Source organism: Halopseudomonas sp., assembly GCF_036960865.1.
Lineage (GTDB): Bacteria > Pseudomonadota > Gammaproteobacteria > Pseudomonadales > Pseudomonadaceae > Halopseudomonas.
In genome coordinates, this window is the sequence record NZ_JBALWE010000005.1 from 73,858 (window position 1) to 97,161 (window position 23,304).

Genomic DNA, 23,304 nt, shown 5'->3' on the forward strand with positions numbered 1-23,304 from the left:
CTCGCTAGCAAGTGAAAGCCTCTCGGATCCACTGGTAGTCAGCGGCATCCGCGGGATTGCCTTCGGCGGCAATGACATCGAAGCGGCAGGGGCGGTTGGCCAGCGTCGGATGATGCAGAAGAAAGTGCTGGGCTGCCAGTATGACGCGCTGTTGCTTTGGCTGATTGACACTTTCCGCCGCGCCACCCCAGCGGTTGTGGCGCCGGTAACGCACTTCAACAAATACTACTGTATCCCCATCACGCATGACCAGATCAAGCTCGCCCTGCTTGCACCGGTAATTGCGCGCGAGACAGCTTAGACCGGCCTTGCGCATGATTTGTTCAGCCAAGGCCTCGGCCTGATTGCCGACACGCTGCTTGGGCGTAAAGCGCAGCATCAAAAGCGGTCGTCGAGCACCGCGGGTTCCAGCAGGCCTTCCTGGATCTGCCCCCACGCCAGGTCACGTTGAATGCGTCCGCCTTGGCCAAGGGAGAGCAGGCCGGTGGCACCATCGATGCGCGTATCCGGATACTGGCGCATCTGCGGCAGGCGGCTGAAGATGCGCTGCGCGTCTATGCCCATTGCATAGAGGCGGCCCAGTGGGCCCGCTGCTTGTGGCCAGTTGCTGGTAACACTCGAGTAAAGCGGATCGTCCTGATCCAGGAGCCAGGGTGTCTCTGCCACCAGCAGGCCATCCAGATCAGTGTTTTGCGTGCCGCTAGGGTCCACCTGATAGGAGTGCGATGTGGCATAGACCGGTAGGTCTGCTGCATATTGGAAAGCCAGTGTGGGTTTGATTTGTCTGGCCTGTAGCGGTGTGGCTGCGAGGAAGAGCGCATCCAGGTCCTGACGAGGAGTGGGTTGTGCTTTCACGTCGCCTAGGATGCCCTGGATGTTGTTGGCGCGGCGCTCGCTCTGGCGGATCTTCAGCAGTTCGCCCATCTGGTTGGCGACGGTGGCTGGCTGGTCGACGATCTCCTGCCCCAGCAGTTCCCCGCCTAGGGCTTCCCATTGTTGCTTGAAGGCGAAATTGGCGCGCTGGCTCCAGTCGTCGTTGGTGGTCAGTGTGGCCATGCGTCGGCGCCCGTCTTCCCAGGCGCGGACGGCGGCCGAGCGGGCTTCATCTTCCGGTGCCAGACCGAACTGGTAAAAGGTCAGCGCGTTATTGCTCTGCTGTTCGCTGTAGTTAAGCGACAGCACAGGCAGTGGCAGCTCGGGCAGGCCGGCCAGATAGGCAACCTTGTCTTTTTCCAGTGGGCCGATAATCCATTGCACGCCCTCTGCCTTGGCCTGATTCAACGCCTGCAGTGCGTCGACGTACTGAGTGCTGTCGTACAGGGTGACCTGGGGCTGTTCTATGCCCTGGCTCTGGGCCTGGTACTGTGCAGCCAGAAATCCGTCTCGCAAAGCTTGCGCAACATTGGCCAGTGGTCCGGAGAACGGCAATAGCAGGCCGATATGCGTGGGGCGGCTGGCTTGCAGCTCCTGTAGCTGTTCCATCGCCTCGGGCAGTTTGCTGTTGGCAGGGTGGTTGGGGTAGGTCTCGCGCCAAGCCTGTAATGCTTGAATCTGCAGATCCAGATTGCTGTTCTGGCGGTTGATCAATGCCAGCTGGACCCAGCCGGCAAACTCCCCTGTCGCGGCATTGGCTGCCTGCTGCAGGGCTGGTGTGCTGGCCTGTGCCAAGCTGTCCCAGATTGCTTGCTGGTTGTTGTTCTGTGCGCTGACGGGTAGCAGGCTGTTGATGAACATGCGCTCGCGGGCAGCATCGATCGGCTTTTCGTTCGCATCGTAGATATTGGCACGCAGTTGTTGCACGCGCAGTTGTTCTTCCAATGGGCGGCTATCCAGTTGCCGAATGGAGGGGTGTTGAATGGCGCGCAGCGCGCCAGCGTTGTCGCCCATGGCCAGAGCGCTTTGGGCCTGCAGCTCGCTGAAGCGGATCTGCTGTTCGGTCGGTAATTTGCTTTGGGGCACGCGTTGCAGAACCTGCTGGGTGCGTTCTGCATCGCCTGCCTGCATCGCGGCCTGAGCCGCGTAAAGGCGCATCAGGTCGGCCTCGGCACCTTCCTCGCGATCCGCATCTTTCAGCAATTGATCTACCGAGGCTTGGGGAGTGCGCGGTAAATCGTCCAGTTGGGTCGGTTGGGATGAGCAACCAACCACCAGCCAGCTGAGTGCAATGCTAAGTGCGGACAGGCGGAGTGTGCGGGGCATGCGGAGGTGTCCTTACGCGGCGGGTAGCAGCGAGAGTGCTTCCCTTGAGATGATCAATGTGAGCATTGTAACCAAGGCCCATGGCAATCTCCAGGCAATCGCAGTGGTGGTTGACGCTCCTGTACAATGCGTCACAGATTACTTATCGGGGTTTTTATGACGACCAGCACCGGAACGCTCTATGTGGTTGCCACACCTATCGGCAACCTGCAGGACATAACGCCGCGCGCATTGGAGGTGCTGCGTTCAGTGGCTCTGATTGCCGCGGAGGACACGCGTCACAGTGCTCGGCTGATGCAGCATTTTGGTATTGCCACGCCGATGACCGCCTGCCACGACCATAATGAGCGTGACAAGGGTGAGCGGCTGGTCGCACGCCTGTTGGCCGGTGATGACCTGGCACTGATCTCTGATGCTGGTACGCCGCTGATCTCCGACCCCGGCTATCATCTGGTGCGGCAGGCGCGGGAGGCGGGTGTCAGAGTCTCGCCCTTGCCCGGTGCATGCGCGCTGATCGCTGCACTTAGCGCAGCCGGCTTGCCTTCGGACCGTTTTGCCTTCGAGGGCTTCCTGCCTGCCAAGTCGCACGGACGTCGGCAACGGCTGCAGGATCTCGCTGCGGAGCAGCGTACCTGGATGGTCTATGAGGCGCCGCATCGCCTTTTGGAGTGCCTGGATGATATGCGCGAAATCCTTGGTGGCGAGCGGAGGGTGGTGTTGGCCCGCGAGTTGACCAAGACGTTTGAAACTCTGCGCAGTGCGCCGCTGGCGGAGCTGGCAGATTGGGTTCGGGGTGATAGCGATCAGCAGCGCGGGGAATGTGTCTTGGTGGTGGAGGGTGCATCCGCGCCGGCAGTCGATGCGGTTTCTGCGGAAGCTGAGCGCGTTCTCGATGCGCTGTTGCAAGAGCTACCGGTAAAGCAAGCGGCGCGCCTGGCTGCACAGATCACCGGCGAGCGCAAGAATCAGCTTTATCAGTTGGCATTGCAGCGAGGCGAGCAGCGCGACTGAGACCGAGTGCTGTGCGGTGTTTTCTGCTTGCTCTGGTTGGCGAACGCAGCTAACCTTGCCGCCAAGAGTTGGCTGGACAGTCGCTGTGTTGGCTCCTTCGGGAATCGGCGTGGAGGAAAGTCCGGGCTCCATAGGGCAGAGTGCCAGGTAACGCCTGGGAGGCGTGAGCCTACGGAAAGTGCAGCAGAAAGCAAACCGCCTAAGCGCGCAAGCGCCGGTAAGGGTGAAAAGGTGCGGTAAGAGCGCACCGCGCAGCTGGTAACAGACTGTGGCGTGGTAAACCCCACTCGGAGCAAGACCAAATAGGAATCCATTGGTGTGGCCCGCACTGGATTCGGGTAGGTTGCTAGAGGTCACCAGTGATGGTGGTCCCAGAGGAATGACTGTTCTCGACAGAACCCGGCTTACAGGCCAACTCTTATTTTTCTTCTCGTTGTGACTCCCGTCTCTTTTAGATCAAAAAAATCTTACTCTTCATAATCCACTTTAAGTTGTGAGGGGATCTGTTTGCTTTGTTTCTCCTTTGTAACTTCTCCTATTCCCGCTTTGTAAGTAATTCCCTCCTTTTTATTGCTAAACCCCTGCTCTGCAAGGCTTTTTTCCTCAAATGCCCGCTTGACGCTGTATCGGCGCATTTCTATAGTGTGCCAAAGTGGTACGAAGTGGATAAAAGTGGGAAATATTGGCGCCAAGCGTCATAAAACCAAAGGGGAAGGTAAAGAGCGTGTTTCGGGGATCCAACGCCATCAATCTGGACGCCAAGGGGCGACTCGCGATGCCTGCGCGCTATCGCGACCGCTTGGTGGAGTCCTGTGGCGGTCAGTTGGTGGCGACTATTGCACTCGAGGAACGCTGCCTCTGGATCTACCCCTTGCAGGAATGGGAAGCGGTTGAAGCGCAATTGCGCTCCGCGCCGAACATGAATCCCGCAGTTAAACGTCTGCAGCGCCTGTTGATTGGTAACGCCAACGACCTGGAGCTGGACAGTAACGGCCGCTTCGTTATTCCACCGCTGCTGCGCGAACACGCTGGGCTGGATAAGAAAGTCATGCTGGTTGGGCAAATCAATAAATTCGAGCTCTGGAGTGAAGAGGCCTGGACGGCCACCACCAGTGCCTATCTGGAAGAATCGCAGGAAGCTGGCGAGTTGCCGGTTGAACTGCATTCCTTGAGCCTATGACCGCGCAAGCCAATTACCAGCACATTAGTGTGTTGCTCAACGAAGCACTGGAAGGTCTGGCCATAAAGCCTGCAGGGCTTTATGTCGATGGTACGTTCGGGCGTGGAGGACATAGCCGCGCGCTGCTTGCTGCGCTGGCGCCCGAGGGGCGACTGGTCGCCTTCGATAAAGATCCGGAAGCCATCCGGACGGGTAACGAACTGGCGGCCATAGACGGCCGCTTTGTCGTTGTGCAGCGCTCGTTTGCCGACATGGCGCAAGAGCTCAAGGACAAGGGTTTGCACGGCAAGGTTGACGGCGTATTGCTGGATCTTGGCGTGTCTTCGCCGCAGTTGGATGACCCGGAACGCGGCTTCAGCTTCCTGAATGATGGCCCGCTGGATATGCGCATGAATCCCGGTTTGGGGCAAAGCGCCGCGGACTGGATTAATAGCGCCGCCGAGGCGGATATCGCCACCGTGCTCAAAGAGTACGGTGAAGAGCGTTTTTCCAAGCGCATGGCGCGCGCCGTGGTAACCCGCCGCGCACAGACTCCCTTTACCCGGACCGCCGATCTGGCGGCGGTTATCAAAGAAGCCAATCCGGCCTGGGAGAAGGGCAAGCACCCGGCGACGCGTGCTTTCCAGGGTATTCGAATTTTCATTAACCGTGAGCTGGATGATCTGGCTGACGGTTTGCGCGCTGCGCTGGAGGTTTTGGCGCCCGGCGGTCGGCTGGTGGTGATCAGCTTTCACTCGCTGGAAGATCGTCTGGTCAAGCAGTTCATGCGTCGTGAAGCCAAAGGTGCACCTTTGCCGCGTGACCTCCCCATCCGCGATATCGATATTCCTGTTTCGGTCAACTTGGTAGGCAAGGCGATCAAGCCTTCGGCCGCTGAGGTGTCAGCCAATCCACGTTCGCGCAGCGCCGTGCTGCGCATTGCAGAGAAGCGTTAATGAGCGCCACTGAGCAGTCCGTCAAGCCACAACGCCACCTGCCTGCCGGCAGCGGATGGCTGTTGCTGGCTGGCGTGCTGGTGGTGGTCAGCGCGCTGGCGGTTTCCTATAGCGCGCATTGGAGCCGTCTGCTGCTGAACGAGCTGGCTGGGCAGATTGAAGTGCGCGAAAAAGCGCAGGCCGAATGGGGGCGCCTGGTGCTGGAGCAAAGCACCTGGACTGCTTATAGCCGGATCGAGCGTATCGCGACCGAGCAGTTGGGCATGCACGTGCCTGAGCCGGCCGATGTGATCTTGGTGCAGCCATGAAGAAATTCGGTTTCAAGCCCAACGGTAGCCTATATCCCTGGCGTTTTCGCCTGGTGATCGCGCTGCTCGGCTTGTGCTGCGTCGCTGTGGCCTGGCGGATTGCCGAGCTGCACGTGCTGGATGAGGGTTTCCTCAAGAGTCAGGGTGACAAGCGCAGTGTGCGGCATGTGCCAATTCCGGCGCACCGCGGGCAGATTACCGACCGCAATGGCGAGCCTCTGGCCGTGAGCACACCGGTACTCACCATCTGGGCAAATCCATCACAGCTGATCGATCAGCAGGCACACTGGCCTGAATTGGCGCGTGTACTGGGGACCGACCTGTCGACTTTCTCGGAGCGTCTGAAAGCCAATGCCGACAAGGAGTTTATCTACCTGCGTCGGCGCATGACACCGCTGGACGGTGAGGCTGTCATGGCGCTCAAGGTGCATGGCGTTTACAGCATCGAGGAATATCGCCGCTTTTATCCGGCCGGTGAAGTGGCTGCTCACCTGGTGGGCTTCACCAATGTTGACGAGAAAGGCCAGGAAGGGCTTGAGCTGGCCTATGACCAGTGGCTGCAGGGTGTCCCGGGCAAACGTCAGGTGCTGCAGGATCGCCGTGGTCGCCTGATCAAGGATGTGCAGGTCATCAGTAACGCGCGCCCCGGCAATGACCTCAAGCTGTCGATCGACCTGCGTCTGCAGTACCTGGCGCACCGCGAGCTACGTGAGGGGATGAAGAAGTTCGAGGCTAAGGCCGGCTCGATCGTGATGCTCGATGTGCGCACCGGTGAGGTGCTGGCTATGGTCAACCATCCCAGCTACAACCCGAACAACCGCTCCAACCTGCAGCCGGGCATGATGCGTAATCGCGCGATTATCGATGTGTTCGAGCCCGGTTCCACCATGAAGCCGATCTCCATGACTGCGGCGCTGGCGACCGGTCGCTGGAAGCCAACTGATCAGGTCAATGTCTATCCGGGCACCATGCGCATTGGTCGCTATACCATTCGCGACGTCTCCCGCGCACCGGGCGGCGTGCTGGATTTGAGCGGGATTTTGCTCAAGTCGAGTAACGTGGGCATGAGCAAGGTTGCCCTGGATATCGGCGGTCAGGTCGTTCACGACGCCATGCAGAGTGTCGGGCTTGGCGAGTACACCGGTTTGGGTTTCCCTGGAGAGCGCGTCGGCAAGCTGCCGAGCTACCGCGAGTGGCGTTCGGCGGAAACTGCCGCGCTGTCATACGGTTATGGTCTCTCGGTTACTGCCGTTCAGTTGGCTCAGGCCTATTCAATCCTCGCCAACGATGGGCGCAAGGTGCCCATGTCACTGCTGCGCGTGGACGATCGTCCGGTCGGCCAGCAGGTGCTGCCTGAGGCGGCAGCAAAGACCGTACAAGGCATGCTGCAGAATGTGATCGAGGCCGAGAGCGGCACCTATCGCGCTCGCGTTCCCGGCTATCACGTGTCCGGCAAGAGCGGCACCGCGCGTAAAGCCAGCACCTCAAGCAAGGGTTATCAGGAAGACTCCTATCGCTCCCTGTTTGCCGGCTTCGGCCCCAGCAGTGATCCGCGGATTGCCATCGCTGTGGTGATTGATGAACCCAGCGAAGGTGGCTATTACGGCGGCTTGGTGGCAGCTCCCGTGTTCAGCGGGCTGATGTCCAACGCCCTGCGTCTGATGAATGTGGCGCCGGACAATCTCGGCGACATGCAACAGGTAGAGCTGCCTATGCCCCCGGTAACAGGAGAGCGCGGATGAAGCTTGCGCACCTGTTTTTTGGACTGACCGAGGCGGATGTAGATGTCCGCGGCATGACGCTGGATAGCCGCCGAGTGCGCCCCGGCGACTTGTTTATTGCGGTCCCCGGGCTGCAGCAGGACGGTCGCGACTATATCAATCAGGCTGTTGCTGCGGGTGCGGCGGCGGTGGCCTACGAACCAGCGGATTACCCATTGCCGGTGTTGTCGGTTCCGGTTGTTGCCATTACCGGTTTGCAACAGCGGCTGTCTGCGTTGGCTGGCGTGTTTTATCAGCAGCCCAGCCAGCAGTTGCAGGTGGTAGGTATTACCGGGACTAACGGCAAAACCAGCGTCAGCCAGATGCTCGCGCAGGCGCTGGCCTTACTCAATAAGCCCTGCGGCGTCATTGGTACCTTGGGCAGTGGTATGCCGGGGCAGCTGACAGAGCACGGCATGACTACGCCGGATGCGCTGGTGGCGCAGGCGCAGTTGGCCCGTCTGCTGGCGCAAGGCGCCAGCCACGTGGCAATGGAAGTGTCTTCGCACGCGCTGGATCAGGGGCGGGTGGCGGCGATAGCGTTCGCCGTGGGTGTGTTCACCAACTTGAGCCGCGATCACCTGGATTACCACGGTGACATGCAGCAGTACGGCGCAGCCAAGGCGTTGCTGTTTCAGCAACCGTTACGCGCGGCGGTGATCAATCTGGATGACAGCTTTGGTCGCGAGTTGGCGGTGCAGTGTACCTGCCCGGTAATCGGTTACAGCCTTACTGATCGCTCAGCTGAACTCTATTGCAGCGACGTCAGCTACAGCAGCGAAGGCATCCGCGCCCGCCTGCATGCGCAAGGCCGTGACCTGGAGCTCCGGAGTCCGCTGATTGGCAGCTTCAACCTGAGCAATTTGCTCGCTGTCATTGGCAGTTTGCTGGCGCTGGACGTTGAGCTGGAACAAGCCGTCGAGCAGGCGGCAGAACTACAGCCTCCGGCCGGACGCATGCAGCGCCTGGGCGGCGGCGCAGTGCCCTTGGTCGTGATTGACTATGCCCACACCCCGGATGCGCTGGACAAAGCGCTGTCTGCCCTGCACGAGCACGCCAGTGGCCGTGTTGTGTGCGTTTTCGGCTGCGGCGGCGACCGCGACAAGGGTAAGCGTCCGTTGATGGCGAAAGTCGCCGAACAGCACGCCGACGCCGTGGTGGTCACCAGCGACAACCCGCGCAGCGAACCAGCGCAACAGATTATCGAGCAAATTTGCCTGGGGATGGAACGCAGCGGCGCTGCCACCGTCATACCCAACCGTGCTGCCGCCATCGCCGAGACGATCGCCGCAGCGAGCGTCGGCGACGTGATTCTGCTCGCCGGCAAAGGGCATGAAACCTATCAGGAGATTGAAGGCGTGCGCCATCCCTTCAGCGATATAGAACACGCGCAACAGGCGCTGAAGCAATGGGAGGCGATGCATGCTTGAAGCTATCCGCCTGTCCCAACTGCTGAAACCGCTGGCTGCCACCATGAACAGCGTCGATACCCATTTTGACAGCGTCAGCATTGATGCCCGTGGTGTACAGCCGGGCGGCTTGTTCGTTGCACTGGCCGGCTCGCGGGTCAACGGTCACGACTTTGTTGCACAGGCACGTGAGAACGGTGCCGCCGCCGCCATGGTGGAATACCTGGTGGACGATGAGCTGCCGCAACTGCTGGTACACGATTGCCAGTTGGCGCTGGGCCAGCTCGCTGCGCTGGTTCGCAAAAGCTATACAGGGCAGGTCATTGCGATCACCGGTTCCAGTGGCAAGACCAGCGTCAAGGAAATGCTGGCCTCGATTCTGCGTCGCGCTGGTCTGGTGCTGGCCACCGAGGGCAATCTGAATAACGAGCTTGGCGTGCCGCTTACGCTGCTGCGCCTTCAGGCAAAGCACCAGTTCGCGGTAATCGAAATGGGTGCGGCAGCAGTAGGTGACATTGCCTACACCATGAGTCTCGCCAAGCCGCAGATCAGCGTGCTGACCAACGCCGAAATGGCGCACGTGGGCCGTTTTGGTAGCCCCGAGAGCATCGCCAAGGCCAAGGGCGAGATCGTCAGCGAGCTGCCCGATGGCGGTCAGGCGGTGTTGAATCTGGATAGCCCCTGGTTCGAGCAGTGGTATCAGTTGCTCGGCAGCAAGCGCACAGCCTGTTCTTTCAGCCTGACAAACCCTACCGCGCAACTGCGCGCCGACAACATTCAGATGGATGCAAAGGGTTGCCCCGCATTTGAACTGCAGACGCCCGCGGGCGCGGTGTCGGTTCAGCTGCAACTGCGCGGTCAGCACAACATCGCCAATGCCCTGGCTGCAGCCGGCGCAGCGCTGGCTGCGGGTGTGTCGCTCGACTGCATCAGCGCCGGTCTGAGCGTATTGCCACCGGTAGCAGGTCGCGGCAATAGCGTCGCGGGCATCGCTGGGGCGCAGATCATTGATGACAGTTACAACGCCAACCCGGCTTCGGTGAAAGCGGCGATCGACTTGCTGGCCGGGCTTCAGGGTACGCGCATCCTGGTGCTGGGTGATATGGGCGAGTTGGGCGAGTGGGCAGAGTCGAGCCACCGCGAAGTGGGTGAGTACGCAGCAGAGCAGGGGCTGGATGCACTTTATGCGGTGGGCACACTGTCATCCCTGGCGGTACAGGCCTTTGGTGAACGTGGGCAGTTATTTGCCAGCAAGCAGGATTTGCTCGAGGCGCTCAAGGGGCGTCTGGACATCAGCACCCAGGTGCTGGTGAAGGGCTCGCGCAGCGCGGGTATGGAAGAGGTTGTTGCCGGCCTAACGGCTGCGGTTGACACGCAAAATAACGAAAACAGGGTCAACTGACATGTTGCTTTTACTTGCCGAATTTCTCCAGCAGTACTACTCCGGTTTCTCGGTATTCCAGTACCTCACCCTGCGCGGGATTCTGGGTGTGCTAACGGCGCTGGCCCTAGCCTTGTTTCTGGGCCCCTGGATGATTCGTACCCTCAGCTTCCGCCAGATAGGTCAGTCGGTGCGTAACGACGGCCCGCAGTCGCATCTGTCCAAGGCTGGTACACCAACCATGGGCGGCGCGCTGATCCTGGTCGCCATCGGCATCAGTACGCTGCTGTGGGCAGATCTGAGCAATCTGTACGTCTGGGTCGTGCTGGGCGTGACCTTCAGCTTCGGCGCTGTGGGCTGGGTGGATGATTACCGCAAGGTGGTCGAGAAGAATTCACGTGGCCTGCCGTCACGCTGGAAGTACTTCTGGCAGTCGGTGTTCGGTCTGGTCGCAGCGGTAATACTTTACATGCACGCGCAGACGCCGGTTGAAACCACGCTGATCGTACCCTTCTTCAAGCAGGTCGAATTTCAGCTGGGCGCTTTGTTCGTGGTGTTGACCTACTTCGTGATTGTCGGCTCCAGCAATGCGGTCAACCTCACTGACGGCCTCGACGGTCTGGCGATCATGCCGACGGTGATGGTCGGCGGTGCGCTGGGTATCTTTGCCTACCTCTCGGGTAACGCCAAGTTTGCTGAATACCTGTTGATTCCCTATGTGCCTGGCGCCGGCGAGCTGATCATTTTCTGCGGTGCACTGCTGGGCGCGGGTCTTGGCTTCCTCTGGTTCAACACCTACCCCGCCCAGGTCTTCATGGGCGATGTGGGGGCGCTGGCGCTGGGCGCAGCCCTGGGCGTCATTGCAGTGATTGTGCGACAGGAAATCGTGCTGTTCATCATGGGCGGTATTTTCGTGGTGGAGACCCTGTCAGTCATCGTGCAGGTGGCGTCATTCAAGCTGACTGGTCGCCGAGTGTTTCGCATGGCACCGATTCATCACCATTTTGAACTTAAAGGCTGGCCTGAGCCGCGCGTCATCGTACGGTTCTGGATCATCACCGTGGTACTGGTGCTGATCGGTCTGGCCACTCTGAAACTGCGTTGAGGATATTTGGGTGTCACTGATTACCACGGACAAACAACGGATTATCGTCGGGCTCGGCAGCAGCGGGCTCTCGGTCGCCCGTTATCTGGCGGGCCGCGGCCTGCCGTTTGCCGTGGTTGATACCCGTGAGAACCCGCCGGGCCTGGATAAGCTCAAGCGCTTTGCGCCCATGGCGGACCTTTATCTGGGCGAACTTGACGAGACCTTGCTGTGCTCTGCTGGTGAGTTGGTGGTAAGCCCGGGTGTGGCGCTGGCCACGCCAGCACTGCAGGCGGCAGCCAAGGCAGGGGTGTCCATCGTCGGTGACATTGAGCTCTTTGCCCGCGAGGCCAAGGCGCCGATTGTTGCTATCACTGGCTCGAACGCCAAGAGCACGGTCACCACACTGGTGGGCGAGATGGCCGCAGCGGCTGGGGTGGCGGTTGCCGTTGGTGGCAATTTGGGTACGCCGGCGCTGGACCTGCTCGACCAGAACGCAGCGCTCTACGTGCTGGAGCTGTCGAGCTTTCAACTGGAAACCACCGACCGCCTCAACGCACGGGTCGCGACCGTACTCAACGTCAGTGAGGATCATATGGACCGCTACAGCGGTCTGGCGGCTTATCACTTGGCCAAACACCGTATTTTTCGCGGCGCAGAGCAGATTGTGGTCAACCGTGATGACGCGCTGTCTCGCCCGCTGGTAGCCGACCAGCTGCCATGCCTGACCTTCGGACTGTCGCGCCCTGACTTCAAAGGCTTCGGCCTGATCGAGCAGGAGGGTGAAAGCTGGCTGGCGTTTGAGTTCAGCGCCCTGATGCCGGTTAGTGAGCTGAAAATGCGCGGCGCGCACAATCACGCCAATGCTCTGGCTGCGCTGGCTTTGGGCCACGCTGCGGGCCTGCCGATGCAGCCGATGCTGGATACCCTGCGCCGCTTCACCGGTCTGGCGCACCGCTGCCAGTGGGTGGGCGAGCACGCTGGCGTTACCTATTTTGACGACTCCAAAGCGACCAACGTGGGCGCCGCTCTGGCTGCGATCACCGGTCTGGGTAGCGATCTTGCAGGGAAACTCGTGCTCATCGCTGGCGGTGACGGCAAAGGGGCTGACTTCAAGCCGCTGAGTGCGCCCTGTGCCCAGTACTGCCGGGCCGTGGTTTTGCTGGGGCGTGACGCGGATAAACTGGCTGCAGTATTGCCTGCGGGCCTCGATGTGAGCCGCGTTGATACGCTGGATGCAGCGGTATCTCTGGCCGCCGAAAAGGCTCAGGCTGGCGACGCTGTGCTGTTGTCGCCCGCTTGCGCCAGCCTCGACATGTTCAAGAATTTTGAGCAGCGCGGCCAGTTGTTTGTCGCCGCCGTCGGGAGGTTGAGCGTATGAACTGGCTCGCCACCGCCCGTGATGCCAGCGCGCCGTTGTTGGGCGAACGCCGCTTCGACATGGATTTGCCTTTGCTGGTGGGCTCGCTTTGCCTGCTCGCGCTGGGGCTGGTGATGGTTACCTCCGCCTCGATGGAAGTCGCCGCAGGGCGCCTGGGTGACCCGCTGTATTACATGAATCGGCAGATCGTTTATCTGCTGATTGGCCTGCTGGCGATGGCGGTCACCCTGGCAGTCCCGGTGCGTGTTTGGGAACAATTCCGCTTCCCGCTGTTGTTCCTGGGTTTTGCCTTGCTGCTAGCGGTGTTGATTCCTGGCATTGGCCGCGAAGTGAATGGTAGCTGGCGCTGGATTGCGGTCGGCCCGATCAACGTGCAGCCGTCAGAACTGGCCAAATTGTTTGCCGTGGTTTTCCTGTCGGGCTATCTGGTGCACCGCCAGGACGAAGTTAAAGAGCAATGGTTTGGGTTTATCAAGCCATTCATGGTGTTGGGCCCCATGGCCTGGTTGCTGATTATCGAGCCTGACTTTGGCGCTACCGTGGTGCTGATGGGCGCGGCCACTGGCATGTTGTTCCTGGGCGGTGTTGGTCTGTTCCGCTTCCTTCTGCTGTTCGGCTCGCTGGGTGGCTTGGCCGGTTTGCTGGTCGCCTTCGAGCCCTACCGTCTGCAGCGCCTGACCGGCTTTCTCAACCCTTGGGACGACCCCTACGGTACCGGTTATCAGTTGACCCAGGCTCTTATTGCGTTTGGCCGGGGTGAATGGCTGGGCGTGGGGCTGGGCAACAGCATTCAGAAGCAGTTTTATCTGCCCGAGGCGCATACCGACTTTGTGTTCTCCGTGTTGGCCGAGGAGCTCGGGATGATTGGCGCGCTGGCCGCGTTCGCGCTGCTGATTTTCGTTGCGATCCGCGCGCTGTACATCGGCCTTTGGGCGGAGCGCGCAGGGTTGATGTTTTCGGCTTACCTGGCCTATGGCCTGGCCATCATGTGGTGTGGTCAGGTGCTGATCAACGTTGGCGTGAATATCGGGCTGCTGCCGACCAAGGGTCTGACCTTGCCGTTCCTCAGTTATGGCGGCAGTTCGCTGGTGGTGTGCTGCGTGTCGCTGGGGCTGTTGCTGCGCATTGATTGGGAGCGCCGGCAGGCGCTGCGGGAGGCGTCCAATGGCTAAGACATTTTTGGTCATGGCCGGTGGCACCGGCGGGCACGTGTTTCCGGCGCTGGCCTGTGCACGCATGCTGCGCGACCAAGGCTACGAGGTGCACTGGTTGGGGACTCGCCGAGGTATTGAGGTTGACCTGGTACCGCAGGCCGGTTTCCCGATCCACTACATCGATATTCAGGGTCTGCGCGGCAAGGGCAAGCTGGATTTGCTCAAGGCACCTTTCCGTATTGCGCGCGCGCTTATGCAATCGCTAAAGCTGCTTGCCGAGCTGAAGCCTGTCTGCGTACTGGGCGCGGGCGGCTATGTTACAGGTCCGGGCGGGCTGGCAGCCTGGATGCGTCGTACCCCAGTGGTCATACACGAGCAGAATGCCGTGGTCGGCACCGCAAACCGTTTGCTTTCGCGGATTGCCAAGCGCTGCTGCGAAGGCTTTGCCGGCAGCTTCGTGGCCGATGCGCGCCGCCGCAGTACCGGTAATCCGGTGCGCGACGAGATTTTTCAAGTACCGGCGCTGGAGTGGAATGGAGATCGTCCGCTGCGTCTGCTGGTACTGGGCGGGAGCCTGGGCGCCATGCCGCTGAATACCCTGCTGCCTGATGCACTTAGCCGCCTGCCGCAGGCGCAGCGACCGCAGGTGGTACATCAGTGTGGCAAACAGCACTTGCTGGTTGCCCGCGACGCCTACCAGGCCGCTGGCGTGCGGGCGGATGTTGAGGCGTTCATCGCCGATATGGCGGGCGCCTATGAATGGGCCGATCTGGTGATCTGCCGCGCAGGTGCCCTGACGGTTTGCGAGCTGGCAGCAGCTGGCCGCCCCTCGTTTCTGGTGCCTTTGCCGCACGCGATTGACGACCACCAGAGCGCCAATGCGCGTTATCTGGCCGAGCGGGGCGGTGCGGAGTTAATGCCCCAGGCCGAGCTCAGCGGCGCATTACTGGCTGAAAAACTGACCACCTATATGAATCAACCGGAGTTACTGCGAGAGATGGCCCAACGTGCCCGCGAACAAGCAACCCCCAACGCCACCGCCGATGTGGTGAGAGCCTGTCTGGAGGTTGCCCGTGACCAGTAAAACCCGCGCTCAAGCGACTTTTACGCTGCCAGAAATGCGCCGCATTCGCCGTATTCACTTTGTTGGCATCGGTGGTGTGGGCATGTGCGGTATCGCCGAGGTGCTGTTGAATCTCGGTTATGAAGTTTCCGGTTCCGATCTCAAGCGCTCGGCGGTAACGCAGCGGCTGGAGGACTTTGGCGCGCGCGTGGACATTGGACATCGTGCCGAGAACTTGCAGTCGGCCGATGTGCTGGTGGTCTCTAGTGCGATCAATCCGCAGAATCCTGAGGTCGCTGCAGCCATTGAGCAGCGTATCCCGGTGGTGCCGCGTGCAGAAATGCTGGCTGAGTTGATGCGCTATCGCCACGGTATCGCGGTCGCCGGCACCCATGGCAAGACCACTACCACCAGCCTGATCGCCTCGGTACTGGCTGCCGACGGCAAGAGCCCGACCTTTGTGATCGGCGGCCGCCTGACCGCCGCCGGCACCAACGCGCAGTTGGGTGAGAGCCGTTATCTGGTGGCCGAAGCCGACGAGAGCGATGCCTCCTTCCTGCACCTGCAACCGATGGTGGCGATCGTGACTAACATCGACGCTGACCACATGGCGACCTATGAAGGGGACTTCAACCGCCTCAAGAGGACCTTCGTCGAGTTTTTGCACAACCTGCCATTTTACGGTGTAGCGGTACTCTGCATCGACGATCCGGTAGTGCGTGAAATTCTGCCGCAGGTGAACCGCCAGGTGATTACCTATGGCCAATCCGACGACGCAGACATCCGCGCGGTGGACATCCACCAGACCGGCATGCAGACCCATTTCACGGTGCTGCGCGACGGGCGCGAGCCGCTGAAGGTGTCGGTCAACATGCCTGGCGTGCATAACGTGCTCAACTCGCTGGCCACCATAGCCGTGGCAACCGATGAAGGTGTATCCGATCAGGCCATCGTCAAGGGGTTGACCGGGTTCCAGGGTGTTGGTCGCCGCTTTCAGGTCTACGGCGATTACAGCTGGGCCGATGGTCAGATCATGCTGGTCGACGATTATGGCCACCATCCGCGTGAAGTGGCCGCGGTCATCAAGGCAGTTCGCGCTGGCTGGCCAGAGCGCCGCCTGGTGATGCTGTATCAGCCGCACCGTTACAGCCGAACCCGCGACCTGTATGAGGATTTTGTGCAGGTGCTGGGTGAAACCAATGCTCTTTTGCTGATGGAAGTCTATCCCGCCGGTGAAGAGGTGGTGGCGGGCGCCGACAGCAAACATCTGTGCCGCAGCATTCGTCAGCGTGGCCAGATCGATCCTATTTATGTAGAACGCGACGCCGACGTCATGCCGCTGCTCGAAGCCGTATTGCAACCGGGCGACATCTTGCTGACGCAGGGTGCGGGTGATATCGGCGGCCTGGCGCAGCAACTGGCTGACGCTCTGGCTGCCCGCAACAGTGGAGGTAAAGCCTGATGGTCGATGTAGCTGCTTTTGGGCGAGTAGCCGTGTTGTTCGGCGGCACCTCTGCCGAACGTGCTGTCTCGTTGAAGTCCGGTGCAGCCGTGCTGGAAGCGCTACTGGGCGCTGGCGTGAATGCCTACGGCATTGATGCCGATGAACGTCTGGCCGAGCAACTGGTCGCTGAGCGGCCTGATCGCGTGTTCATAGCCCTGCACGGCCGTGGTGGTGAGGACGGCAGTCTGCAAGGGTTGCTGGAGTCGCTGCGTATTCCCTACACCGGCAGTGGCGTCATGGCTTCTGCGGTTGGCATGGACAAGCTGGTCACCAAGCAGATCTGGCAGAGCCTGGGCCTGTCCACGCCCGCTTACGCCATGCTCGGGGCCATTCAGGACTGTGCTGCCATTGTTGAAAAACTGGGAACACCGCTGATCATCAAGCCGGTACACGAAGGTTCTTCCATCGGTATGGCCAAGGCGAACAGTCTGGCCGAACTGCAGGACGCTTGGCAGGGGGCACAGGCCTACGACGATCAGGCCCTGGTGGAGCAGTGGGTTCAGGGCGCGGAATTCACCGTGTCCATTCTGGACGGCAAGGCGTTGCCGGCCATTCGGCTGCGTACCCCGCACAATTTCTATGACTACGACGCCAAGTATCTGGCCAACGATACCCAGTACCTCTGTCCGTGCGAGTTGTCGCCAGAGAAAGAGGCCGAGTTGGCCGAACTGAGTCTGCGCGCCTTCAATGCGGTTGGCTGCCGCGGCTGGGGACGGGTTGATGTGATGCAGGACGAAGCTGGGCGTTTCTACCTGCTGGAGGTCAATACCGTGCCAGGTATGACCGACCACAGTCTGGTACCCATGGCGGCGAAAGCCACGGGGATGTCATTCACTGATCTGGTGCTGGCGATTCTCGCTGGCGCCCGTTGCTGAGTAAGCACCTATGTTGGGGCAGATGATTCGCGACTCTCGCAGCACGCCGGCGGCACGACGCAAAGCGTCGAGCCGCGGCGCTGTGCGGGTGACGCCGCCTGCTCCTCGCGTCAGTGCACGTAGCCGATTCAGTCGTCCATCATTTGATGGTTTTGGCAGACGGCTGCAAAGCCTGATGTGGCCTCTGCTGCTGGTGGCTCTGGGCATGGGCCTGTACGAATTGGGTAGCCGCCTGATGCCCCTCGCGGACCGCCCGGTAGCCTTGATAACGGTAGAAGGGGAGCTGCAGTACATCGATCGCGAAGCAGTACAGCAGGTGATTCAGCCCTATCTGCATGAGCGCTTTTTGGGTATCGATCTGGACGGTCTGCACGCTGATTTGCTGGCGATGCCTTGGGTAGCGGACGCGTCGGTGCGTCGGGTTTGGCCGGACAAGCTGGTAATTGATCTGGATGAACAGCTGCCGATCGCCCGCTGGGGTGATCAGGCTCTACTGAACAACGAAGGCAAGGCGTTTGCGCCAGAGGATATCAGCCGCTTCGCGCAGCTGCCTCAGCTTAACGGGCCGGAGCGGGCCAAGCGCCGCGTAATGCGCCATTACCAGCAGTTCAGCAGCCTGCTGCGCCCGCAGGGCATGGTGGTCAGCAAGTTGGAACTGCGTGATCGCGGCAGCTGGTTTTTAACCACCGAGGACGGCATCGAAGTGCTGCTCGGACGTGACAATCTGGTGGACAAGATGCAGCGGTTCATGACGGTCGAGCAGATGCTGCTGCAGGATCGTCGGGAACTGATCGCGCGGGTAGATCTGCGCTACAGCAATGGCATGGCCGTGGCCTGGCGCGAGCCAGTTGAACCGGTCGAATCGGGGGAGTAACGGAAAGACTATGGCAAGCAAGCAGGGTAGCAGGATGATAGTGGGGCTGGATATCGGCACCTCCAAGGTCGTGGCACTGGTCGGAGAGATCGGCGCGGATGGCGAGCTGGAGATCGTGGGTATTGGCTCGCACCCCTCACGCGGGCTGAAGAAAGGCGTGGTGGTCAATATCGAATCCACCGTTCAGTCGATTCAGCGCGCCATCGAAGAGGCTGAGCTGATGGCTGGCTGCCAGATTCACTCGGTCTTTGCCGGGATCGCGGGAAATCACATCCGCAGCCTGAACTCCAACGGCATAGTTGCGATTCGTGACCGCGAGGTGGTGCAAGCCGATATCGAGCGGGTACTGGACGCCGGCCAGGCGGTCGCTATTCCTGCGGACCAAAAAGTACTGCACATTCTGCCGCAGGAGTACGTGATCGATAACCAGGAAGGCGTGCGCGAGCCACTGGGTATGTCGGGCGTGCGCCTGGAAGCCAAGGTACACCTGGTGACCTGTGCACTGAACGCGGTGCAGAACATCGAAAAGTGTATCCGTCGCTGTGGCCTGGAAGTAGAGGACGTGATTCTGGAGCAGCTGGCATCCAGTTATGCGGTGTTGACCGAAGATGAGAAAGAGTTGGGTGTCTGCCTGGTGGATATTGGCGGTGGTACCACGGATATCGCGATCTTTACCGAGGGCGCCATTCGTCATACCGCGGTGATCCCGATTGCCGGTGATCAGGTAACCAATGACATCGCCATGGCGCTGCGCACTCCGACCCAGTACGCCGAAGAAATCAAGATTCGCTATGCCTGCGCGCTGGCCAAGCTGGCCGGCCCGGAGGAAACCATCAAAGTGCCTAGCGTTGGCGAGCGGCCGCCGCGTGACCTGTCACGCCAAGCGCTGGCCGAGGTGGTCGAGCCGCGTTACGACGAGCTGTTCACCCTGATCCAGGCTGAACTGCGCCGTTCCGGCTTTGAAGACATGATTCCGGCGGGCATCGTCATGACCGGCGGCACCGCGAAAATGGAAGGCGCCATTGAACTGGCCGAAGAGATCTTCCACATGCCGGTACGTCTGGGCATGCCGCAGGAGTTCAAGGGGCTGACCGATGTGGTGCGCAATCCGATTTACGCCACCAGCGTGGGCTTGCTGCATTACGGCATCAAGCACCACGGTGAACAGAGCAATAGCCCGAGCGACAGCGGCCCTAAAGTGCCGGTAGTCGAGCGGGTGAAGAAGTGGTTTCAGGGCAATTTTTAAGCTTTGCGATTTCAGTAGCAGACCCGCTCAAGCGGGCTAAACGCAGTAAACGAAACGAAAACGAAACGAGTCTGTACTCAAGGAGAAGGTCATGTTTGAACTGATCGATAACGTCCCGCAGAACGCAGTAATCAAAGTTGTTGGTGTTGGCGGCGGCGGCGGAAACGCCCTGCAGCACATGGTCGTCAACAACGTAGAAGGTGTGGATTTCATCTGCGCCAACACTGACGCACAGGCGCTGAAGAACGTTAGCGCACGTACTGTGTTGCAACTGGGCTCCGCTGTTACCAAGGGCCTGGGCGCCGGTGCCAACCCGCTGATCGGCCGTGAAGCCGCCATCGAGGACCGGGAGCGCATTGCTGAAGTGTTGCAGGGTGCGGACATGGTGTTCATCACCGCGGGCATGGGTGGCGGTACCGGTACCGGCGCAGCCCCGATCGTTGCCGAAGTGGCGCGCGAAATGGGTATCCTGACCGTGGCGGTAGTAACAAAACCGTTCCCATTCGAAGGGCGCAAGCGTTTGCAAATCGCCGAAGAGGGTATTCGTGAGCTGAGCCAGCACGTTGACTCGCTGATCACCATCCCGAACGAAAAACTGCTGACCGTACTAGGCAAAGACGCCAGCCTGCTGGCCGCTTTCAGCAAGGCTAACGACGTGCTGCTGGGTGCGGTGCAGGGTATTGCTGACCTGATCATGCGTCCCGGTATGATTAACGTCGACTTTGCCGACGTGAAAACCGTCATGAGCGAAATGGGCATGGCGATGATGGGTACTGGGCACGCCAGCGGCCCTAACCGTGCACGTGAAGCTGCAGAAGCTGCGATTCGCAGCCCGCTGCTGGAAGACGTCAACCTGATGGGCGCACGCGGTATTCTGGTCAACATCACTGCCGGCCCTGATCTGTCGCTGGGTGAGTTCTCCGAAGTCGGTAGCACCGTGGAAGAGTTTGCATCCGAGAGCGCCACTGTCGTGGTGGGTACGGTTATCGATCCGGAGCTGCGCGACGAACTGCGCGTGACCGTGGTTGCCACCGGCCTCGGTGCCAAGGTCGAGAAGCCCGTCAAGGTAGTCGACAATACTGCCGTCCAGGCGCAAGCTGCAGCAACGCGTCAGAGCGAAGGTTCTGCGCCAAACTACCGCGATCTTGATCGTCCTACCGTGATGCGCAACCAGCATCCGCAGGGCAGCGCAGCTGAGCGTTTGAGCCGTCCGGCAGAAGACCTGGATTATCTCGATATTCCGGCCTTCCTGCGGCGCCAGGCCGATTGATTTGATCAATCGGGAGCATAGGGCTTATTGGTATTCATCAAAGGCGTACTTTGCTATTATGCACGCCAATTTGTTGAAAATTATTCGCAACTAGAGCGGACCCAGTCAAGCATGATCAGACAACGCACACTGAAGAACATCATCCGGGCCACTGGTGTTGGTCTGCATTCGGGTGAGAAGGTATACCTCACACTGAAACCGGCGCCGGTAGATACCGGGATTGTGTTCTGCCGCACGGATCTCGACCCTGTGGTCGAGGTCCCGGCGCGTGCCGAGTTTGTGGGTGAGACCACCATGTCCACCACCCTGATCAAGGATGGCGCCAAGGTTGATACGGTAGAGCATCTGCTGTCGGCCATGGCTGGTCTGGGTATCGATAATGCCTATGTTGAACTGAGCGCCTCCGAAGTTCCGATTATGGACGGCAGTGCTGGTCCTTTTGTGTTCCTGATCCAGTCCGCTGGTATTGAGGAACAGGACGCTCCCAAGCAGTTCATTCGCATCAAGCGGGAAGTGACTGTGGAGGAGGATGGCAAGACGGCCACCTTCGTGCCCTTTGAAGGCTTCAAGGTTTCATTTGGTATCGACTTTGACCACCCGGTTTTCCGCGGTCGGAGTCAGAACGCCTGTGTGGATTTCTCCAGCACATCGTTCGTCAAGGAAGTCAGTCGCGCGCGTACTTTCGGTTTCATGCGTGATATCGAGTACCTGCGATCGCAGAACCTGGCGCTGGGCGGCAGTGTCGACAACGCCATTGTCGTTGACGAATACCGCGTGCTCAACGAAGACGGTCTGCGCTATGAAGACGAGTTTGTGAAGCACAAGATTCTGGATGCCATTGGTGATCTGTATCTGCTGGGCAAAAGTCTGGTGGGTGAGTTCCAGGGCTATAAATCCGGTCACGGGCTGAACAACAAGCTGATCCGCAAGCTGCTGCTAACCAAGGATGCTTGGGAGGTGGTCACATTCGACGATGCAGGTACGGCGCCTATCTCCTTTATGCGTCCTGCCGCTGCGGTTTGATGTCGGTCAACTTAGTAGTCGTCTGACACCTATCTCGTTTCGTTTCTATTCAACGGCCACCTCGGTGGCCGTTTTCTTTTTTAGTAAGCCGCAGGGAGCGGGTGGCCGGACAATGGGAAGGCGGCTCGGGTTCAGTTTTGGTGCTGTCTATTTGTGCCTTCTGGGTGTCTCTAGGTGTCCGCATGATGGCGTGCGAGTTTTTCCAATGCGCTGCGCAGGCGCTCGTCTGTAACGTGCTCTGCGGTATCACGCAGGTGTTCTGCGGCGACTTGTGAACGTCGCATTGTGCGAACTGGTGGTGCTTTTTTGACCAGTGGCGGTTGTACCTTGCAATGAATTTTCGTTAAGGTTGCGAATTCTTTGTAGGCCTGTAACTGGCGTACGAGCCGTTTTTGTTGGTATCTGAGTCGTGTGGCCCACTGGCTGTTGCTGACCACCATACGCAAGATCCCGTTTTCACATGAGGCTACCTTGCAGTGCTCTCGTGCGGCCGGCTCAAGTTGAGTCTCTACCAGCGCTTGTAAGCGCTCTAGGTTTTTCGCTTGAGCATATAGGTGCTTCAGCGTCATGTTGGTGCGCAACAGGTCAACGGGTCTGCGAGCATCCAGCGGGTAGAAGGCCATGCAGGTGTACACCGGTTTGGAGTGATAGAGCGGTCATCCTATCAGAACCGCCATCGTGATTGTTTGAGGTCGTTATTTGAACATTATTATTCTCACTGGACGCCATGGCGCGTCACGCACGCTGACCCTGGGGGCTCCCTGGGTTGTGGCCGGCATCGCGGTCCTGACCGCGCTCCCGGTAACTGCCGCGTTGCTGACTTGGCAATTGCTCAGCGCGGGCGCCCCGGTTGCAGAGGTGAAGGCATCCGACGGTAATCGAGAATGGCAGCAGGTGCTGCACGATTATGATATCGGCGATGTCGAGGCGGATGACGGAACCCAGGCCCAGATAGAGCGGATGAGTCAGCAATTGGCACGCTTGCAGATGCGCCTGACGCGGCTGGATGCATTGGGCGAACGCCTGACCGAGCTGGCGGATTTCTCTGACGGCGAGTTCAATTTTGGTGACGAGATTGACCCCGGTATGGGCGGTCCCGAGCTGCGCAGCGGCGACGATCTCAGCTATCACGCGCCTGACGCACCTGACCTGCAGAACGTGATTGAGCAACTGTCTGAGCGAATCGATGATCGTACTCAGCAGTTGCAGTTGCTCGAGGATCTGATGGTCAGCCGGCAATCGGATGTCGATTCCGCGTTAGACTTCAAACCTGTTCGTCTGGGGCACCTTTCGTCTGGTTTTGGTCGGCGTACCGATCCTATTACCGGGCGTATCTCGATGCATACCGGGCTGGATTTTGCCGCGCCGCGTGGCACCCCTATTTACGCGGTGGGCAGTGGCGTAGTGGTATTTGCCGGGCGCAACGGCGCCTACGGCAATATGGTCGAGATTAATCACGGCGGCGGCTACAAGACTCGCTACGCGCATACCTCTGTTATCAAGGTCAGCAAAGGTGATCTAGTGCAAAAGGGTGAAGAGATCGCTGCGGTAGGGAGTACCGGGCGCTCTACTGGCTCGCATCTGCACCTCGAAGTCTACCGCAACGGCATGGCCGTTAACCCCGCACGTTACGTCGCATTGAAATAA

At 59.9% G+C, this 23,304-nt stretch carries 21 protein-coding genes and 1 other RNA gene; 19 read left to right on the top strand and 3 right to left on the bottom strand.

The features are described from left to right. Positions 1 to 4: 4 nt before the first annotated feature. Both V7747_RS08440 and V7747_RS08445 read right to left on the bottom strand, forming a co-directional pair. Complete coding sequence (locus V7747_RS08440; protein WP_335615604.1) at positions 5 to 379, bottom strand: YraN family protein; 375 nt, start codon at positions 377 to 379, stop codon at positions 5 to 7. Continuing rightward, entirely contained in the window at positions 379 to 2,199 is a 1,821-nt protein-coding gene (locus V7747_RS08445) for a penicillin-binding protein activator (protein WP_335615605.1), read from the bottom strand. Before V7747_RS08445 ends, V7747_RS08440 begins: the two co-directional genes overlap by 1 nt. A 156-nt stretch (positions 2,200 to 2,355) precedes the next feature. On the opposite strand from V7747_RS08445, the gene rsmI reads away from it, so the two are divergent. From rsmI to lpxC, 18 genes are all read left to right on the top strand, one after another. After that, on the top strand, positions 2,356 to 3,210 hold the full coding sequence (gene rsmI, locus V7747_RS08450; protein WP_335615606.1) for a 16S rRNA (cytidine(1402)-2'-O)-methyltransferase: 855 nt from the start codon (positions 2,356 to 2,358) through the stop codon (positions 3,208 to 3,210). A 64-nt stretch (positions 3,211 to 3,274) separates the two neighbouring features. Beyond that, an RNA gene (gene rnpB, locus V7747_RS08455) (RNase P RNA component class A) lies at positions 3,275 to 3,633 on the top strand. 301 nt (positions 3,634 to 3,934) lie between these two features. Further along, positions 3,935 to 4,390 (top strand): division/cell wall cluster transcriptional repressor MraZ, encoded by a 456-nt coding sequence (gene mraZ, locus V7747_RS08460; protein WP_092285555.1) that lies wholly within the window; start codon positions 3,935 to 3,937, stop codon positions 4,388 to 4,390. Beyond that, the gene (gene rsmH / locus V7747_RS08465; RefSeq protein ID WP_335615607.1) at positions 4,387 to 5,325 is read left to right on the top strand and encodes a 16S rRNA (cytosine(1402)-N(4))-methyltransferase RsmH; all 939 of its coding nucleotides are present in this window, start codon (positions 4,387 to 4,389) and stop codon (positions 5,323 to 5,325) included. Before mraZ ends, rsmH begins: the two co-directional genes overlap by 4 nt. Further along, a complete protein-coding gene (ftsL, locus tag V7747_RS08470) occupies positions 5,325 to 5,633 on the top strand; it encodes a cell division protein FtsL (RefSeq protein ID WP_335615608.1) in 309 nt (102 codons plus the stop codon). The genes rsmH and ftsL overlap by 1 nt, the downstream gene beginning before the upstream one ends. Continuing rightward, positions 5,630 to 7,375, top strand: a complete 1,746-nt coding sequence (locus V7747_RS08475; protein WP_335615609.1) for a peptidoglycan D,D-transpeptidase FtsI family protein — start codon at positions 5,630 to 5,632, stop codon at positions 7,373 to 7,375. Before ftsL ends, V7747_RS08475 begins: the two co-directional genes overlap by 4 nt. Further along, the gene (locus tag V7747_RS08480; RefSeq protein WP_335615610.1) at positions 7,372 to 8,823 is read left to right on the top strand and encodes a UDP-N-acetylmuramoyl-L-alanyl-D-glutamate--2,6-diaminopimelate ligase; all 1,452 of its coding nucleotides are present in this window, start codon (positions 7,372 to 7,374) and stop codon (positions 8,821 to 8,823) included. Before V7747_RS08475 ends, V7747_RS08480 begins: the two co-directional genes overlap by 4 nt. Continuing rightward, entirely contained in the window at positions 8,816 to 10,204 is a 1,389-nt protein-coding gene (locus V7747_RS08485) for a UDP-N-acetylmuramoyl-tripeptide--D-alanyl-D-alanine ligase (RefSeq protein ID WP_335615611.1), read from the top strand. Before V7747_RS08480 ends, V7747_RS08485 begins: the two co-directional genes overlap by 8 nt. A 1-nt stretch (position 10,205) precedes the next feature. After that, entirely contained in the window at positions 10,206 to 11,288 is a 1,083-nt protein-coding gene (gene mraY / locus V7747_RS08490; RefSeq protein ID WP_335615612.1) for a phospho-N-acetylmuramoyl-pentapeptide-transferase, read from the top strand. 10 nt (positions 11,289 to 11,298) lie between these two features. Continuing rightward, a complete protein-coding gene (gene murD / locus V7747_RS08495) occupies positions 11,299 to 12,648 on the top strand; it encodes a UDP-N-acetylmuramoyl-L-alanine--D-glutamate ligase (protein ID WP_335615613.1) in 1,350 nt (449 codons plus the stop codon). After that, positions 12,645 to 13,820 carry a putative lipid II flippase FtsW gene (ftsW, locus tag V7747_RS08500; RefSeq protein ID WP_092285538.1) on the top strand — a complete coding sequence of 392 codons (1,176 nt, stop codon included), beginning with the start codon at positions 12,645 to 12,647 and terminating at the stop codon, positions 13,818 to 13,820. The genes murD and ftsW overlap by 4 nt, the downstream gene beginning before the upstream one ends. Then, positions 13,813 to 14,886, top strand: a complete 1,074-nt coding sequence (gene murG, locus V7747_RS08505) for an undecaprenyldiphospho-muramoylpentapeptide beta-N-acetylglucosaminyltransferase (RefSeq protein WP_335615614.1) — start codon at positions 13,813 to 13,815, stop codon at positions 14,884 to 14,886. The genes ftsW and murG overlap by 8 nt, the downstream gene beginning before the upstream one ends. Positions 14,887 to 14,920: 34 nt before the next feature. Next, positions 14,921 to 16,327: a UDP-N-acetylmuramate--L-alanine ligase gene (gene murC, locus V7747_RS08510; protein WP_335615812.1), complete on the top strand. Its 1,407-nt coding sequence runs from the start codon at positions 14,921 to 14,923 to the stop codon at positions 16,325 to 16,327. Further along, positions 16,327 to 17,244, top strand: a complete 918-nt coding sequence (locus V7747_RS08515) for a D-alanine--D-alanine ligase (RefSeq protein ID WP_335615615.1) — start codon at positions 16,327 to 16,329, stop codon at positions 17,242 to 17,244. Before murC ends, V7747_RS08515 begins: the two co-directional genes overlap by 1 nt. A 10-nt stretch (positions 17,245 to 17,254) precedes the next feature. Then, positions 17,255 to 18,118, top strand: coding sequence for a cell division protein FtsQ/DivIB (locus tag V7747_RS08520; protein ID WP_442909209.1), 864 nt, complete (start codon positions 17,255 to 17,257; stop codon positions 18,116 to 18,118). A gap of 10 nt (positions 18,119 to 18,128) precedes the next feature. Further along, entirely contained in the window at positions 18,129 to 19,364 is a 1,236-nt protein-coding gene (gene ftsA / locus V7747_RS08525; protein WP_335615617.1) for a cell division protein FtsA, read from the top strand. Positions 19,365 to 19,455: 91 nt separating this feature from the next. Then, entirely contained in the window at positions 19,456 to 20,634 is a 1,179-nt protein-coding gene (ftsZ, locus tag V7747_RS08530; protein ID WP_335615618.1) for a cell division protein FtsZ, read from the top strand. Between the two features lie 111 nt (positions 20,635 to 20,745). Then, positions 20,746 to 21,657: a UDP-3-O-acyl-N-acetylglucosamine deacetylase gene (gene lpxC / locus V7747_RS08535; protein WP_092288412.1), complete on the top strand. Its 912-nt coding sequence runs from the start codon at positions 20,746 to 20,748 to the stop codon at positions 21,655 to 21,657. A 170-nt stretch (positions 21,658 to 21,827) separates the two neighbouring features. Here lpxC and V7747_RS08540 read toward each other — a convergent pair whose 3' ends face one another. Beyond that, positions 21,828 to 22,280: a DUF721 domain-containing protein gene (locus V7747_RS08540; protein ID WP_335615619.1), complete on the bottom strand. Its 453-nt coding sequence runs from the start codon at positions 22,278 to 22,280 to the stop codon at positions 21,828 to 21,830. A gap of 76 nt (positions 22,281 to 22,356) precedes the next feature. Here V7747_RS08540 and V7747_RS08545 point away from each other — a divergent pair, with 76 nt between their 5' ends. After that, positions 22,357 to 23,304: a M23 family metallopeptidase gene (locus tag V7747_RS08545; RefSeq protein WP_335615620.1), complete on the top strand. Its 948-nt coding sequence runs from the start codon at positions 22,357 to 22,359 to the stop codon at positions 23,302 to 23,304.